General features: G+C 61.9%; 13 protein-coding genes. 7 read left to right on the top strand and 6 right to left on the bottom strand.

Going from position 1 to position 14,198, the window contains the following annotated elements; genetic code table 11:
• Window positions 1-72: 72 nt before the first annotated feature.
• From PMI20_RS08260 to PMI20_RS08250, 3 genes are read right to left on the bottom strand one after another with little or no spacing between them, the layout of a single operon-like run.
• Window positions 73-396 carry a DUF3325 domain-containing protein gene (locus tag PMI20_RS08260; protein WP_007929380.1) on the bottom strand — a complete coding sequence of 108 codons (324 nt, stop codon included), beginning with the start codon at window positions 394-396 and terminating at the stop codon, window positions 73-75.
• Entirely contained in the window at window positions 397-1,968 is a 1,572-nt protein-coding gene (locus PMI20_RS08255; RefSeq protein ID WP_007929382.1) for a PepSY-associated TM helix domain-containing protein, read from the bottom strand.
• Window positions 1,965-2,270: a DUF3649 domain-containing protein gene (locus PMI20_RS08250; RefSeq protein ID WP_007929383.1), complete on the bottom strand. Its 306-nt coding sequence runs from the start codon at window positions 2,268-2,270 to the stop codon at window positions 1,965-1,967. The genes PMI20_RS08255 and PMI20_RS08250 overlap by 4 nt, the downstream gene beginning before the upstream one ends.
• A 220-nt stretch (window positions 2,271-2,490) precedes the next feature.
• Here PMI20_RS08250 and PMI20_RS08245 point away from each other — a divergent pair, with 220 nt between their 5' ends.
• The 4 genes from PMI20_RS08245 to PMI20_RS08230 all read left to right on the top strand — a co-directional run bounded on the left by PMI20_RS08245 (window position 2,491) and on the right by PMI20_RS08230 (window position 8,166).
• Window positions 2,491-2,979 (top strand): sigma-70 family RNA polymerase sigma factor, encoded by a 489-nt coding sequence (locus PMI20_RS08245; protein WP_007929384.1) that lies wholly within the window; start codon window positions 2,491-2,493, stop codon window positions 2,977-2,979.
• The gene (locus PMI20_RS08240; RefSeq protein ID WP_007929386.1) at window positions 2,976-3,941 is read left to right on the top strand and encodes a FecR domain-containing protein; all 966 of its coding nucleotides are present in this window, start codon (window positions 2,976-2,978) and stop codon (window positions 3,939-3,941) included. Before PMI20_RS08245 ends, PMI20_RS08240 begins: the two co-directional genes overlap by 4 nt.
• A 233-nt stretch (window positions 3,942-4,174) precedes the next feature.
• Window positions 4,175-6,535, top strand: a complete 2,361-nt coding sequence (fecA, locus tag PMI20_RS08235; protein WP_007932412.1) for a TonB-dependent Fe(3+) dicitrate receptor FecA — start codon at window positions 4,175-4,177, stop codon at window positions 6,533-6,535.
• 290 nt (window positions 6,536-6,825) lie between these two features.
• The gene (locus PMI20_RS08230) at window positions 6,826-8,166 is read left to right on the top strand and encodes an ATP-binding cassette domain-containing protein (protein ID WP_007932410.1); all 1,341 of its coding nucleotides are present in this window, start codon (window positions 6,826-6,828) and stop codon (window positions 8,164-8,166) included.
• A 238-nt stretch (window positions 8,167-8,404) separates the two neighbouring features.
• On the opposite strand, the gene PMI20_RS08225 is transcribed toward PMI20_RS08230, so the two are convergent.
• Both PMI20_RS08225 and PMI20_RS08220 read right to left on the bottom strand, forming a co-directional pair.
• Window positions 8,405-8,812 carry an HPF/RaiA family ribosome-associated protein gene (locus PMI20_RS08225; protein WP_007932409.1) on the bottom strand — a complete coding sequence of 136 codons (408 nt, stop codon included), beginning with the start codon at window positions 8,810-8,812 and terminating at the stop codon, window positions 8,405-8,407.
• Between the two features lie 212 nt (window positions 8,813-9,024).
• Window positions 9,025-9,972 carry a LysR substrate-binding domain-containing protein gene (locus PMI20_RS08220; protein ID WP_007932401.1) on the bottom strand — a complete coding sequence of 316 codons (948 nt, stop codon included), beginning with the start codon at window positions 9,970-9,972 and terminating at the stop codon, window positions 9,025-9,027.
• A 135-nt stretch (window positions 9,973-10,107) separates the two neighbouring features.
• Here PMI20_RS08220 and PMI20_RS08215 point away from each other — a divergent pair, with 135 nt between their 5' ends.
• The 3 genes from PMI20_RS08215 (at window position 10,108) to PMI20_RS08205 (ending at window position 13,524) form a co-directional block, all read left to right on the top strand.
• On the top strand, window positions 10,108-11,484 hold the full coding sequence (locus PMI20_RS08215) for an L-serine ammonia-lyase (RefSeq protein WP_007932397.1): 1,377 nt from the start codon (window positions 10,108-10,110) through the stop codon (window positions 11,482-11,484).
• Between the two features lie 201 nt (window positions 11,485-11,685).
• Window positions 11,686-12,987, top strand: a complete 1,302-nt coding sequence (locus PMI20_RS08210) for a serine/threonine transporter (RefSeq protein ID WP_007932395.1) — start codon at window positions 11,686-11,688, stop codon at window positions 12,985-12,987.
• Between the two features lie 219 nt (window positions 12,988-13,206).
• Window positions 13,207-13,524: a DUF3509 domain-containing protein gene (locus PMI20_RS08205; protein ID WP_007932393.1), complete on the top strand. Its 318-nt coding sequence runs from the start codon at window positions 13,207-13,209 to the stop codon at window positions 13,522-13,524.
• Here the strand turns inward: PMI20_RS08205 and PMI20_RS08200 are convergent.
• Window positions 13,521-14,021 (bottom strand): phosphate-starvation-inducible protein PsiE, encoded by a 501-nt coding sequence (locus tag PMI20_RS08200; protein WP_007932391.1) that lies wholly within the window; start codon window positions 14,019-14,021, stop codon window positions 13,521-13,523. The genes PMI20_RS08205 and PMI20_RS08200 overlap by 4 nt on opposite strands.
• Window positions 14,022-14,198 lie beyond the last annotated feature (177 nt).

Genomic DNA, 14,198 nt, shown 5'->3' with positions numbered 1-14,198 from the left:
ATAACGATTGGCGAGGGGCCCGTGTCAACGAACAATCGCAGCCGGCGCCTCAGGCTGGGCGTTGCGCAGCGCTCATTGCGCCAACGCGGCCAGCGGACTGACCAGCAACCCCAGCCCGGCCGCCAGCAGCGCCAGGCGCGGCTGATAGGGCAACAACAGCACCAGCGACAAGGCGCTGAGCATCAGGGCCGCGCACCACTGCACCAGGCCGAAAGCCCAGCCAGCCGCCGCGATCGCCGCCCACAGCGAACCCGCCAGCAGCAACCAGCCGCCGAGGCGCAGGCCACTGCGGCGCCGGGCCGTGGGTTTGTAGCCCAGGAGTTCGGCGTGGTGACGGTCCATCGACAGGCACAACCCGGCAAAACCGGGGTAACACAACAGCAGCGCCAGGAGCATTCAATTCACCTCGGTTTCAAGGGCGGCCCGTCGCGAGCGGGCGGCTGCGGTGGGATAGGCAGGACGCGACATCTTCCAGGCCGCCCAGGCCAGGAACAGCCCCGCCGCCAGGCAGGTCAGGTCGAACCCGGCCCGGACCCAGTCGCCGTGTACCAGAAAACCATCCAGCACATCGGGCACCGTCAGCGCATCAAGCAGCGGCACACTGGCCAGCAGCAACGCCGCCAGGCCCAACTGCTCGACCCAGGCCTTGCGCCCGCGACGCAGCGCGGCGTGCAGCAGGCTCAGACCCCAGACGATAAAGAAGCTGTTCACTTCCCAGTCCGCCCGCCCGGCGAGGCTCACCGGCAACAGGCGGTTGGCCCAGAAGAAGGCGGCGACGGCCAGCACCAGGCCGGACATGCTGGCGATGTTCAGCACTTCCACCAGCCGCAACTCGAAGGGCGTCACGCCGCTCTTGGCATGCTTGAGCTGGCGCTTGCCGAGCCAGATCACCAGCCCGGTACCGATCATCGCGGTGGCGGCCAGGCCGCAGATAAAGTACAGCCAGCGCAACAGCGGCCCGGCGAAGAGGCCCATGTGCAGCCCGTAGAAACCGCCTCGGATAGCGACGATCGGCGACTGCGGCGGGGCAACCTGCAGCAGCTTGCCACTGACGCCGTCGAACGAAACCGCACTGCCAAAATCGCGAACCACCTGGTCGCCACCGTGGCGCATGACATTCACCGAGGCATTGGCATCCCCTGGATTGTTCACCGTGATACGCCCCACGCGGCCGCCCGGCCACTGCTCGCGGGCCTGCTGCAACAGCGGTTCGAGCTGCACCAGCGGCGCCGTCCGGCCCGCGGCCGGTGCGTTGTTGGTGGCGGGAAACGCCTCATTGAACAGTGCCCGGCTGTCTTCGCCGTAGGTGGCCAGGATGCTCGCCGGCATGACCATCGACATGAAGATCACCAGGCTGCTGTAGGTGATCATCAGGTGGAACGGCAATACCAGCACACCCACCGCGTTGTGCCCGTCGAGCCAGGAGCGCTGGCCCTTGCGAGGGCGGAAGGTGAAGAAGTCCTTGAAGATTTTCTTATGGATGATGATGCCGCTGATCAAGGCAACGAACATCAGCATGGCCGCCGCGGTGGACAGCCAGCGGCCCCAGGGATAGGGCATCTGCAACTGGAAATGGAAACGGTAGAAGAATTCGCCGCCGCGGGTATCGCGGGCCTGCAGCTCGGCGCCGGTGGCCGGGTCCAGCAGTTTCTGGGTAAAGGCGCCGCGCTCGCCGGGCTTGCCCGGAAATTGCCACATCACCGACAACACCGGCTCGCGGGCATCGGGCAGGTTGATGAACCAGCGCGAGGCACCCTGGGCGTGCTGCTGCAAGTAGCTCTGGGCGAGGATCAGGCTGGTCTCGTTGCTGACCGAGCGCGACGGCACTTCGGGCTGCATCCAATGGCTGATTTCATCCTTGAAGTAGGCCAGGGTGCCGGTCAGGAAAATCGCCAGCAGCAGCCAGCCGAATACCAGTCCGACCCAAGTGTGCAACCAGGCCATGGACTGGCGAAATCCCTCCTTCATGAGAGATTCATCCAATACGCCAACGCAGAAATCGCCGCCAACACCAGCGCCGGCAGCAGCAACCCGAACCAGGCCTGCCAGGCCGTGCGGCAGGCGAAGCACCAGAGCACCGCCACCAGGTAGAACAGGAAGGACGCCATCATGCCGCCGAATACCGCATCGGCGCGGGACACAGGGAGCAGCAGGGTCATGCAAATGCTGGACAACGCCGCCAGCAGGTACCCGCCGAACACCGCGGCCAGCACCCGTGAAGTCACGGCCAGACGATAGGAAAAAGGGATCGCAGCAACTTTGCTTTTCATGTTTCGACCTTGAAACCAGGACAGCCCGGCATTGGCAAATACCTCACGCGGGCTCAAGTCGGCGCAATATTAATGATAAATATTCTCATGCGCAAAAAATCCACAACCCACCGAGGGCTCTTCCGTCGGTCCGGGTTGATTGCCCAATGCCATGCCCGGCCACTACAATGCGAACAATTCTTGTTCTCTTAAGCATTTTCATGCTGCCGGAGCGTTCGGCTTGGCTCACTCCTCTACCGTCGAAGTCCTCTATCACGCCCATCACAGCTGGCTGAACTGCTGGTTGCGGCGTCGGCTCGGCTGCCCCGACAGCGCCGCCGACCTGGCCCAGGACACCTTCATGCGGGTGCTCAGCGCCCGGGAAACGCCGTCGATCGTCGAGCCGCGGGCGTTCCTCACCACCATCGCCAAACGGGTGCTGTGCAACCACTACCGGCGCCAGGACCTGGAACGGGCCTACCTCGACACGCTGGCGCAGATGCCGGAACTGCTGGCGCCGTCCGAGGAGGACAAGGCGATCATCCTGCAGACCCTGATGGAGCTGGACCAGTTGCTCGACGGTTTGCCGCGCCTGGTGAAACGCGCGTTCCTGCTGGCCCAGGTCGATGGCCTGAAACACGGCGAGATCGCCCGCGAACTGGGGATTTCCATCGCCACGGTCAAGCGCCACCTGCACAAGGCAGCCCTGCGCTGTTACTTCGCCCTGTGAACGCTGCACTCCCCCGTCCGCCGGACATCGGCGCCCAGGTCGCCGAACAGGCCGTGCACTGGCTGCTCGAAATGCAGGCGGGGCCGCTCAGCCCGCGCCAGCAACTGGCCTGGCAGCAGTGGCACGACGCCCACAGCGAACATCAACGGGCCTGGGAACATATCCAGCGGGTCAACCAGCGGCTGCGCGGCCTGTCTTCGCCCCTGGCCCATGCCGCGCTCAACGCGCCGAAGTCCTCCAGCCGGCGCCAGGCGCTGAAACTGCTGCTGATCCTCGGCGCCGGTTCCGCCGCGGCCTGGGGCTTGCGCGAACACAATCCGCTGACCCCGCTGATGGCCGACTACCGCAGCCCGGTGGGCCAGCGGCGCACGCTGCAACTGAGCGATGGCAGCCAGCTGCAGCTCAATACCGACAGCGCGGTGGACGTGAGTTTCGATGGCCAGCAACGGCTGATCCGGCTGTTGGCCGGGGAGATCCTGCTGACCGCAGCGGCCGACCGCCGGCCGCTGCTGATCCAGAGCACCCACGGCCTGCTGCGCCCGCAAGGCGCACGTTTGAACCTGCGCCAGTTCAGCCAGCGCACCCAACTGGCGGTGTTCGAGGGCAACGTCAGCCTAAGCCCGTCGGATTACTCGGCAGCACCATTGCAGGTAAGCAAGGGGCAACAATTGAGCTTCACCCGCAGCGCCTGGGACAACCCGCGGCCGCTGGACGCCGGCAGCGGCGCCTGGAGCAAGGGCATGCTGGTGGCTGCCCATATGCGCCTGGCGGACTTCCTCGACGAGTTGGGCCGCTACCGTCGCGGCCAGCTCAACTGCGATCCACGGGTCGCCGACCTGCTGATCTCCGGCAGTTACCCACTGGACGACAGCGAACGGATCCTCGACCTGCTGGAAATCAGCCTGCCGGTGAAGGTCCGGCGCTTCACCCGTTATTGGGTCACGGTCGAAGCCCGCGCCTGAACCTGTAGCCGCTGCCGCAGGCTGCGATAAGGCCCGAAGGACCTTCGAGGGCCTCAAGAGCACGTCCCCTTCGGGGTCGATCGCAGCCTTCGGCAGCGGCTACCAATCAGTGCCGATTCAATGTTTTTTTCCGACGTGCGAATTATTTTCATTTTGTGTGAGCCGTTTTCCAGCACTCGCGTGACAGAGAAGGAAAGCCCCCTTTGACTGCAACCTTCTCAGGATCGATGTCCATGCCCCAGCACCCCACTCGCCTTACGCCCCTTGCCCGTACCCTGCGCCAGTTGCTGCTGGGCGCTAGCCTGAGCTTTTCCGCCCTGCCGCTGGCCATGGCCGCCGACGGCCCGACGCGCGATTACCACATCGCGGCGGCGTCGCTGGAAAACGCCCTGAACCAGTTCGGCCGTGAAGCCGGGGTGCTGATTTCCTTCGGCTCCCAGGTCACCAGCGGCGTGCAGAGCCAGGGCCTGGAAGGCAGCTACACCACCGAAGAAGGTCTGAATGCCCTGCTCAAGGGCACCGGCCTGCAAGCCCGCGCCGAAGGCACCAATGCCTTCAGCCTGCAACCAGTGAGCGCCGAGGGCGCACCGGCGGCCCTGGAGCTGGGCGCCTCCAGCGTGGTCGGCGACTGGCTGGGCGACGCGGCGCAGACCAACGTCTTCGAGCATCCAGGTGCGCGGGATGTGATCCGCCGCGAAGAATTCGAACGCCAGGGCGCGACCCAGGCCCGCGACGTGCTCAACCGCATCCCCGGGGTCAACGCCCCGGAAAACAACGGCACCGGCAGCCACGACATGGCGCTGAACTTCGGCATTCGCGGGCTCAACCCGCGCCTGGCCTCGCGCTCCACGGTACTGATGGACGGCATTCCGGTGCCCTTCGCGCCCTATGGCCAGCCGCAGCTGTCCTTCGCCCCGGTCAGCATGGGCAACATGGACGCCGTGGATGTGGTGCGTGGCGGTGGCGCGGTGCGTTACGGGCCGCAGAACGTCGGCGGCATCGTCAACTTCGTGACCCGTGCCATCCCCGATGCACCCACGGTCAAGGGCGGCTTCCAGACCGAGACCAGCCCGTCCTCCAGCCACGACGGCTTCAAGACCACCGGCAACCTGCTGGCCGGCGGCACCGCCGACAACGGCCTGGGCGGCGCCCTGCTGTACTCCGGCACCCGTGGCGGCGACTGGCGCGAACACAGCGACACGCAAATCGACGACCTGATCCTCAAGGGCCATTACCAGCTCGACGACGCCAACAGCTTCAACGCCATGGCCCAGTACTACGAGGGCGAGGCCGACATGCCCGGCGGCCTGAACGTCGCCGACTACAAGGCCGATCCCTATCAGTCGACCCGTCCGTACGACAAGTTCTGGGGCCGTCGCACGCTGATCAACTTCGGTTATCGCTACCAGGAAGATCGTCGCGAATTCACCGTCAACAGTTTCTTCACCAAGACCCTGCGCAGCGGCTACCTGGACCAGGGCAGCTTCCTCTCGCTGTCGCCGCGCGAATACTGGGTGCGCGGCATCGAAACCCGCTTCGCCCAGGGCTTCGACCTGGGGCCGACCAGCCACGAGCTGGGCATCGGCTACCGCTACATCAACGAGGCCGGCCACGAGTTGCGCTACCGCACGCCGATCAGCGCCAACCAACAACTGCCGAGCACCAGCAGCCGCAACGACCGCGATACCCGCGGCGGCACCGAGGCCAATGCGTTCTTCGTCGACGACCGCATCGACATCGGCAAGTGGACCCTCACCCCGGGCATCCGCTACGAGATGATCGAGTCCCAGCAGACCAACAACCTGACCAACGTCAAATACAAGGGCGACTACAACACCGCGCTGCCGGCGCTGAATGTGATGTACCACCTGACCGACAGCTGGAACCTCTACGCCAACACCGAGGGTTCGTTCGGCAGCGTGCAGTACAGCCAGATGCCCAACCGTGTGAGCAGCGGCGAAGTGAAACCGGAGAAGGCCCGCACCTGGGAACTGGGCACCCGCTATGACGACGGCGCCCTGCGGGCGGAGATCGGCGCGTTCCTGATCAACTTCGACAACCAGTACGACAGCAACCAGACCAACGACTCGGTGATCGCCCGTGGCGAAACCCGTCACCAGGGCATCGAGACCAGCGTCAATTATGCGCTGGACGGCCTGAGCCCGGCGCTGGCCGGTTTCGATCTGTACGCCACCTACGCCTACGTCGACGCCACCATCCGTGAGGACGGGCCGAACAAGGGCAACCGCGTGCCGTTCTCGTCCAAGCACAAGGGCACCCTCGGCATTGGCTACACCGAAGGCCCGTGGAAGCTGAACTTCGACAGCAGCTACCAGAGCAGCCAGTTCGCCGACAACGCCAACACCTCCGCCGAAAGCGCCGACGGCAGCACCGGGCGGATTCCCGGCTACATGCTGTTCAGCAGCCGCGCCGCCTACGACTTCGGCCCGCAACTGTCGGACCTGAGCGTGGCGGTCGGGGTGAAGAACATCTTCAACCACCAGTACTTCACCCGTTCGTTCGACGACAACAACAAAGGCAAGTACGTGGGCGAACCGCGGACCCTGTACGTACAGACCTCCGTGGCGTTCTGATCCACGGCCACCGCCTGCCAGTAGGAGCGAAGCTTGCTCGCGATAGCGTCCGGCCTGACACACCGCGCCGCCTTCATCGCCGGCAAGCCTGGCTCCTACAGAACAGCAAATCATTCCGCTCTGCAGGCACGCACTTGCTGGCGATGGCATCGAGGCTGACAAAACAGCTCGACATGTTTATTCCGACTTGCGCCCTGTCATTCAGAAATAACCATATAACAAAACAAGCCTATAAAAACCTGATGTTGGTTGCACACAGCAACTGACAGTGGTTTTTAAAGAGGCACCGCATGTTTACCTCCAATAGGTATTTCATTTCAGGCATTGTGCTGATCATCTCTCAGCAAGTTTCCCTGGGCATATCAACCTATTATATTGCCATGGCTGGCGCGGCTCTTTCGCTGCAAGACTACCAACTGCTAAAGACTCGGATAATACTTTTCTTCTCATTTGCCTTGCTGGGATACCTGATCAGTTCCGCAGTAGAGTTCATTTCTGCAAAGCTCAAGATTGATTTATGGGAGAAATACATCTTCTCCGTTTACGAGCATCTTCGCCACAATCAACCTCTTTCGTCTGAAGCAAACCGCAAGAATGTCCAGAGCTGGCTGGGCAGTGAAGTACCGACAACGCTGGATGGCACAGTCAATCTCTATTTCGGCATGACTTCCGTGTATAGCAATATCATAGTCACCCTCTATGTATTTTATTGGGTGCTCGGGACCCACATCGCCATACTAATGGCAAGCTCCATTCTGATTTCATACTTCCTGGTAAAGGCCATGAAAAGCAGAATAAGTGTCTCCGCCACAGAAATACAACAGAAGAGGCTCAACGTAGTCAAGCGTGCAAGTTCGCTTTGGGATTACTACCTGAATGCAAACTCATCCATGATTGGCTACTCGGAGGCTTCTTCCAGATCATTGATCGCGGACTTCCTTAAATCCTCCCTGTACTACACCAGGCTTGAGCAATTGGCCGCGTGCTTGCCGATATGTATAGCCGTCGCAATAATTCTGATATACCTGCAAGGACTGCCTCTGAGCCAGTCTGTCCCTTGGGGGATGATCATTGCGGTTTTACCGCGGTCCCTGCAGGTATTCGGAAATGTTCACTCAATGAGTTTGTATAACAGCAAGTACGTATACTTTTGCAAAAGAATCAGCAATCTGTTGAATTTCACCGATACATTGGAGCCACTGAACCTCAACAAACAAGTCGTTCGCGAAGATATATCGATTTGCAATACCGTGAATGGAAAGACCATCCCCATTGATCAATTGCTCGATGACATTCGCACAATCGCCAGTCTTAAAGGAAGATTTCTCGTGTCAGGCAAGAATGGTTCTGGAAAGTCGTCTTTTTTAAAACTGATCAAGTCAGAGTTTGCCGAGTCCATTTTGCTGCCAAACCACGTAAGCTTTCATGAAACCGACGCTCCACTTTCCACTGGAGAAAGTCAGGTTCAAAAGCTCCTTCATGTACTGAATCAAAAGGCCCGGATAATCCTGCTCGATGAGTGGGATGCAAATCTGGACAGCCAGAACAAGCTACGAATCGGCAACATCCTGAGCCAGAAAGCCGAGGAAATATTGATTATTGAAGTGCGGCATATTCAAGAGGCGATCTGAAATCGACTCCAAATGCCTACTGTCGAGCCCCTTGCCACGCAGGTATCCGCATTTGCCCGATCAGCCAACGACCTTTCGCGAACACAGCAGGATGAGCCTGGGTTGAGCTACAAAAAAAGGCCATCGCAGCGATGGCCTTTATGTGTCTCCCCCAATAATGAGGGCCTGCATTGGATGTCCAGCACCTACAAACATCAGCTGCGCAGCAGGCGCATGTTTTTGAACAGTAACTCAGCCGTCAGCTATTGAGCGCGGCCTGTTCGTTTTCCAGGAATTCCTCTTCAAGCAAGGCGTCGGCCTGGCCTTCGCGGGCGCTTGGCGCTGCCGCGGCGCGCTTGTTGCGCAACCGGCCGAACAGGTGTTCCAGGGAATTCTCCAGCTTGGTGGCCGCTCCTTCGATGGCCAGTTCCAGGGATTCGGCTTTGTGGGTCACGGAAATCGGTTGATGGCCTTTTGGCCGCGCCTCCAGTTGGCAGCGCAAATCGTGGGGACCGGGCTTGTCGCCGTTCTCGTCCCGCAGGTGAACCTCGACTCGGGTCAGGTCCTCCTCGTAGCGTTCGAGCGTGCTCTCAATGGTAGTACGTACCCACTCCTCCAGTCGGATGCTGCTTTGAATATGGTTATCGCTATTGACCTGGATTTGCATAGTTCTTCCCTTATTTCAGCTAGCTCGCGAGAGGAACCGCGTGCCCCTGAGGGCGTACTTTTTGCGGCCTCTTGCTTACAGAGTTGGGCAGAGCGCAGAACAATTCAACCCCTTAAAAAAGATAAATATCTATTCGCAAATAAAGCCGGACAAAGCGCAAAAGCGCTGTTAATGTCGGGAGTTGGGTCGCCTCGCTCCCCTGTCCTTTCTGCTTACCCGTGTCCCCCTCCCAGCGGGTGCAAACCGCGAAATATCTCCGCCTCTTCCACCAGCCAGTCGTGCACCGCGCGCACGCCCGGATGGCTCAGCGCGCCCGGCGCATACAGCAGCACATAACGCTTGTGATTGGGTACCGCGAGGCCAAACGGCACAATCAGGGTGCCGCGCTCCAGTTCATCGTTGAGCAGTGTACGTCGGGCAATCGCCACCCCCATCCCGGCAGTCGCCGCCTCGATGGTCAGGTGGTTGCGGTTGAAGGTGTGCCCACGCCGCACATCCGCGCCCTCGAAGCCTATGGCGTTGAGATAGAACTCCCACTCCGCGTACTCATAGCTGCCGCGCCAGGCGGTGATGTCGTGCAGCAACGGGAAATGCACCAGGTCCGCCGGACCGTGCAGCGGCGGCCGCCCGCGCAACAGGCCCGGGGCACAGACCGGAAAGATCTGCTCGTCCAGCAAGGCTGTGGATAACAACCCCGGATAACTGCCGTCGTTAAGGTCGATGGCCAGGTCGAAATCGCCCTCATGCAGGGCCACGCTGCTGTCCTCGGCCACCAGCCGCAGCTGAATGTCCGGAAAACGCTGCTGTAGCCGGGGCAAACGCGGAGTCAGCCATTTGCCGAGAAACGACGGGATCGAGCGCAGGCGCAAGGTGCCGCTGATCATTCCGGCATCCAGCCGGCGCAATTCGGCGTCGATGCTGCCATAGGCCTCGTTCACCGTGATCGCCAGCCGCTGCCCCTCGGCGCTCAGTTCCACCCCACGGGCGCGCCGGTGAAACAGGCGAAAGCCGAGCCGCTCTTCCAGCAGGCGGATCTGCTGGCTGACCGCCCCCGGGGTGATGTGCAGTTCTTCCGCGCAACGGGTGAACGACAAGTGCCGCGCGGCACAGGAAAACACATGCAGCCAGACGTAGGTCTGGGCATGAAACTGACGACTCATCGTTTAGTCCTGCTAAAGGCTGTCTTAGGAAAATTCGTTGGTCAGTCTTGACCGAGCTAGGCAGTATCGCCGACCTGACGCTCGGCCTACAAAAAATGGCAGCGATTTCTCTTCCATTGCTTGTAAGGCTTTAGCATGGCTATCAGTGTTTTCGATCTCTTCAAAGTTGGTATCGGCCCGTCCAGTTCCCACACCGTCGGCCCGATGCGCGCCGCCGCGACCTTCGCCCAGGGGCTGTTCGAGCAAGGGTTGCAGGAGCAGGTGCAGCGGGTGGAAATCCGTCTGTACGGCTCCTTGTCCGCCACCGGCGTCGGCCACGCCACCGACCGCGCCTGCGTCATGGGCCTGATGGGCGAATGGCCCGACAGCATCGACCCGAGCAGCATCGGCCCACGCATCCAGCAACTGCGCGAAAGCAGCGAGCTGAGCCTCGGCGGCCGCTCGCGCATCGCCTTCGACTGGCACCGCGACCTGCTGCTGCTCGACGAGAGCCTGCCCTACCACCCCAATGCCATGTCGCTGTCAGCCTTCGCTGCGGACGGCCTGCTGTGGCGGCAGACCTACTACTCCGTGGGCGGCGGTTTTATCGTCGAGGAAGCCGAAGTGGCCGAAGGCGCCCCGGTGGCCAACGGCGTCGAACTGCCCTACGACTTCAACAGCGCGGTGGAACTCCTGGCCTTGTGCCAACGGCACCAGCTGCGGGTCTCGGAACTGATGATGGCCAACGAACGGGCCTGGCGCAGTGACGCCGAAATCCGCAGCGGCCTGCTGCACATCTGGGCGGTGATGCGCGAATGCGTCGAGCAGGGCCTGCACCACGAAGGCACCCTGCCCGGCGGCCTGGATGTGCCGCGCCGCGCGGCCAAGCTGCATCGCAACCTGCTGGAAATCGGCAAGCCCAACGTCATCAGCTCGACCCTGTCGGCCATGGAGTGGGTCAACCTGTTCGCCCTGGCGGTGAACGAGGAAAACGCCGCCGGCGGGCGCATGGTGACGGCGCCGACCAACGGTGCGGCGGGGATCATCCCGGCGGTGCTGCATTACTACATGAAGTTCAACCCCGAAGCGTCGGACGACGACGTGGTCGACTTCTTCCTCGGCGCCGCCGCGGTGGGCATCCTCTGCAAGAAAAACGCCTCGATCTCCGGCGCCGAAGTCGGCTGCCAGGGCGAGGTGGGTTCCGCCTGCGCGATGGCCGCCGCCGGCCTGGCCGAGGTGCTTGGGGCCACCCCGGAGCAGCTGGAAAACGCCGCCGAGATCGGCCTGGAACATAACCTCGGCCTGACCTGCGACCCGGTCGGCGGCCTGGTGCAGGTGCCCTGCATCGAGCGCAACGCGATCGCCGCGGTGAAGGCAATCAACGCCACCCAGATGGCCCTGCGCGGCGACGGTAAACACTTCATTTCCCTGGACCGGGTGATCCGCACCATGCGCGATACCGGCGCCGACATGCATGACAAATACAAAGAAACTTCACGGGGCGGCCTGGCCGTGAGCTGGGTGGAGTGCTGAGGAGCATTCCCCCAGGCCGTATGAAAACGACTGCGCTCGGCAATACTGCGTTAAAAACAGGCTCGGAATGCTCATGTAGGTCCCTACACTCCGCTTCCTCGCCTGTTTTTGCCTTGTCTTGCCTTCGCTCGCTACGTTTTCAAACGGCCTGACCGTCCGCCCCACGTGAGCCCGAGCAAAAATAATAACGAGGCAATACCGATGACCGATGTACGAACACCCGCTGCCGAAAACCCTGCCGTAGAGACCGCCCGCGACACCACGACCGCCAGCCAGGGCTGGAGCAAACACGACACCACCTGGATGCTCGGCCTGTACGGCACCGCCATCGGCGCCGGTACCCTGTTCCTGCCGATCAACGCCGGGGTCGGTGGCTTCTGGCCGCTGATCGTGCTGGCGCTGCTGGCCTTCCCGATGACCTTCTTCGCCCACCGCGGGCTGACCCGCTTCGTGCTGTCCGGGCGTTCCGGCGACATCACCGAGGTGGTGGAAGAGCACTTCGGCATCGGCGCCGGCAAGCTGATCACCCTGCTCTACTTCTTCGCCATCTTCCCGATCCTGCTGGTGTACAGCGTGGCGCTGACCAACACCCTGGGCAGCTTCATGGAGCACCAGCTGCACATGACGCCGCCGCCACGGGCGATCCTGTCGCTGGTGCTGATCCTCGGCCTGATGGCCATCGTGCGCTGCGGCCAGGGCGTGATCGTGCGGGCCATGAGCGTGCTGGTCTATCCCTTTGTCGCCGCGCTGTTGCTGCTGGCCCTCAGCCTGATCCCGAACTGGAACGGCGCCTTCTTCGCCTCGGCCAATGACGGCATGTCCGCGCCGCTGTTCCTCAAGACCCTGTGGCTGGCGATCCCGGTGATGGTGTTCTCGTTCAACCATTCGCCGATCATCTCCGCCTTCGCCGTCGACCAGAAGCGCCACTACGGCGCCCAGGCCGAAGGCAAGAGCAGCGGCATCCTCGCCGTGGCCCACGGCATGATGGTGCTGACGGTGATGTTCTTCTGCTTCAGCTGTGTGCTGGCCCTGTCGCCGGCCGACCTGGCCGCGGCCAAGGCGCAGAACATCTCGATCCTGTCGTACCTGGCCAACCACTTCCAGACGCCGGTGATCGCCTATGCGGCGCCGCTGATCGCGCTGGTGGCCATCACCAAATCCTTCCTCGGCCACTACATCGGCGCCAGCGAAGGTTTCCAGGGGCTGATCGTGAAAAGCCTGCGCAGCCGCGGCCGGACCCTGTCGTCGCGCTGGCTGGAGCGTTGCACCGCACTGTTCATGGTCCTGACCTGCTGGGCCGTGGCCACCTTCAACCCGAGCATCCTCGGCATGATCGAAACCCTGGGCGGACCGGTGATCGCCTGCTTGCTGTTCCTGATGCCGATGTACGCGATCCGGCGAGTGCCCTCGCTGCGCCAATATTCGGGCCAGCTGTCGAATCTGTTCGTGGTGCTGATCGGCCTGATCGCACTGTCAGCGATCATTTATTCGTTCATGCCCTGAAACGGGTAGCCAAAGAAAAACGGACCTATTGGTCCGTTTTTTTTTCGCCCCCGGGTTTATTGGTCGACGGCTTTCCCGGCATGCCCTTTGCTTTGCAAGACCCGAGGAATACGGACGTTATCAAACCTCGGCGAACGGCCTGCCAGTGGTCTGGAAATGCGAACTAATCCCGATCCCGGCCGGTCAATGACTGCACGATACAATCAGGCGGTGACGCACATGGACAACCCCTTTCAGCTGATTACCGATGCCTTCGCCCCGGAATACCGGGTCAACCTGAGCATCCAGGGCCTGGACGGCAGCATCATGCTGACCCTGTCCAAGGCCGGCCGGGTCGTGGCCAAACGCATGATCAGCGCCGAGCAGCGCAACGATCCGCAGCGGCTCAAGCGCCTGGTGCAAAGCATTCAGTTCGGCATCGCCATCGAGCAGGGCCACAGCGCCGTGGCCATCCTCGAAGCCATGACCAACAGCGACAGCTTCAAGCTGCCGCTGCCGGCCGCCAAGGGCCGGCCGCCCCTGAGCGTGGCGATTTAAAGCTCGCCCTTCTCGACTTCCGGGTGCTCGCTGGAACCCGCGCCGACTTTGCGTTGCGGGTGTTCGATTTTCACCGAGGGGAACTGCGACGAGGCGTAGCGCACCACCAGGATCGAGAACGCCAGCAGCAGGATGCCGCCGCACAGGTAGATGATCCCCAGGTCCGGCGGGTTGTGGTGCGACACGTTGGAGATCAGCAGGCGGGTCAGCGCGGTGATCGCCACGTAGATCAGGAAGCGCACCGGCATGTGGTTGGTCTTGAAGTAGATGCCGACCATGGCGCCCAGTTCGAGGTAGATGAACAGCAGGAGAATGTCATCGATCTTGATATGACCTTCTTCGAGCATCCCGAGAAACTCTATCACCGCCGCCCAGGCCGTCACCGCGCCGATGGCGAACAGCGCCAGGTAGTGAAAGGTCTCCACGAACAGGTTGCCCAGGGACTCGGCCAGCTGATGGACGTTCTGCCGCAGTTTCTCGGCCCAATTGATTTTCACGATGGTTTTTCCTTAGGTCGACTCGACCGGATGATGCGGGTTGGACGTGACGGTTGCTCTGCATGCAGAAAAAAGGCCAGCGTCTGGGGTGAGATGGTGGCTGATGCAGACAAGGCACGTTCAGGCCGGCGGCAATCTGTAGGAGCGAGCATGCTGGCGATAGCGTCTGTTCAGACA

It is taken from the genome of Pseudomonas sp. GM17 (assembly GCF_000282175.2).
In the GTDB taxonomy this organism is placed as follows: domain Bacteria; phylum Pseudomonadota; class Gammaproteobacteria; order Pseudomonadales; family Pseudomonadaceae; genus Aquipseudomonas; species Aquipseudomonas chlororaphis.
The sequence above is the reverse complement of the archived record's forward strand: the minus strand, read 5'-3'. Positions and strand labels throughout refer to the sequence as shown.

What these genes read in the sequence shown, in the direction of transcription:
- PMI20_RS08260 (WP_007929380.1), bottom strand. Translation starts at nt 396, where the DNA reads ATGCTCCTGGCGCTGCTGTTGTGTTACCCCGGTTTTGCCGGGTTGTGC.
- PMI20_RS08255 (WP_007929382.1), bottom strand. Translation starts at nt 1,968, where the DNA reads ATGAAGGAGGGATTTCGCCAGTCCATGGCCTGGTTGCACACTTGGGTC.
- PMI20_RS08250 (WP_007929383.1), bottom strand. Translation starts at nt 2,270, where the DNA reads ATGAAAAGCAAAGTTGCTGCGATCCCTTTTTCCTATCGTCTGGCCGTG.
- fecA (WP_007932412.1), top strand. Translation starts at nt 4,175, where the DNA reads ATGCCCCAGCACCCCACTCGCCTTACGCCCCTTGCCCGTACCCTGCGC.
- PMI20_RS08230 (WP_007932410.1), top strand. Translation starts at nt 6,826, where the DNA reads ATGTTTACCTCCAATAGGTATTTCATTTCAGGCATTGTGCTGATCATC.
- PMI20_RS08225 (WP_007932409.1), bottom strand. Translation starts at nt 8,812, where the DNA reads ATGCAAATCCAGGTCAATAGCGATAACCATATTCAAAGCAGCATCCGA.
- PMI20_RS08220 (WP_007932401.1), bottom strand. Translation starts at nt 9,972, where the DNA reads ATGAGTCGTCAGTTTCATGCCCAGACCTACGTCTGGCTGCATGTGTTT.
- PMI20_RS08215 (WP_007932397.1), top strand. Translation starts at nt 10,108, where the DNA reads ATGGCTATCAGTGTTTTCGATCTCTTCAAAGTTGGTATCGGCCCGTCC.
- PMI20_RS08210 (WP_007932395.1), top strand. Translation starts at nt 11,686, where the DNA reads ATGACCGATGTACGAACACCCGCTGCCGAAAACCCTGCCGTAGAGACC.
- PMI20_RS08205 (WP_007932393.1), top strand. Translation starts at nt 13,207, where the DNA reads ATGGACAACCCCTTTCAGCTGATTACCGATGCCTTCGCCCCGGAATAC.